Raw genomic sequence first — 239 nt, 5'->3', positions numbered from 1 at the left:
AGCTAGTGCTGTTGCCTTTTTGTCCTGAGGATTCTGAGCTGCAATGCATCAAGTTCGGTGAGGAGCATCTCTCGTTTCTTCTGCCGAAGCGGCACCGATTAGCCAAACGGAAGTCTCTCACCGTTTCAGAAATGAATGGTGAGAATATGCTCCTATTCCAGGAAATTGGATTCTGGCATGATCTGGTGTTGGATAAAATGCCTGATTCTCGTTTTTTGATGCAAACGGAGCGGTATACC

At 46.4% G+C, this 239-nt stretch carries 1 protein-coding gene; it reads left to right on the top strand.

Features of this window, described 5'->3' with window-relative positions; all coding sequences use genetic code 11:
* Positions 1-239: LysR substrate-binding domain-containing protein (locus tag QSV46_RS40950; protein WP_314964474.1), on the top strand; the 239-nt coding region annotated here is incomplete at both ends.

It is taken from the genome of Bradyrhizobium cosmicum (assembly GCF_032290525.1).
Classification (GTDB): Bacteria; Pseudomonadota; Alphaproteobacteria; order Rhizobiales; family Xanthobacteraceae; genus Bradyrhizobium; species Bradyrhizobium cosmicum_A.
This window is presented reverse-complemented; position numbering and strand designations above follow the sequence as displayed.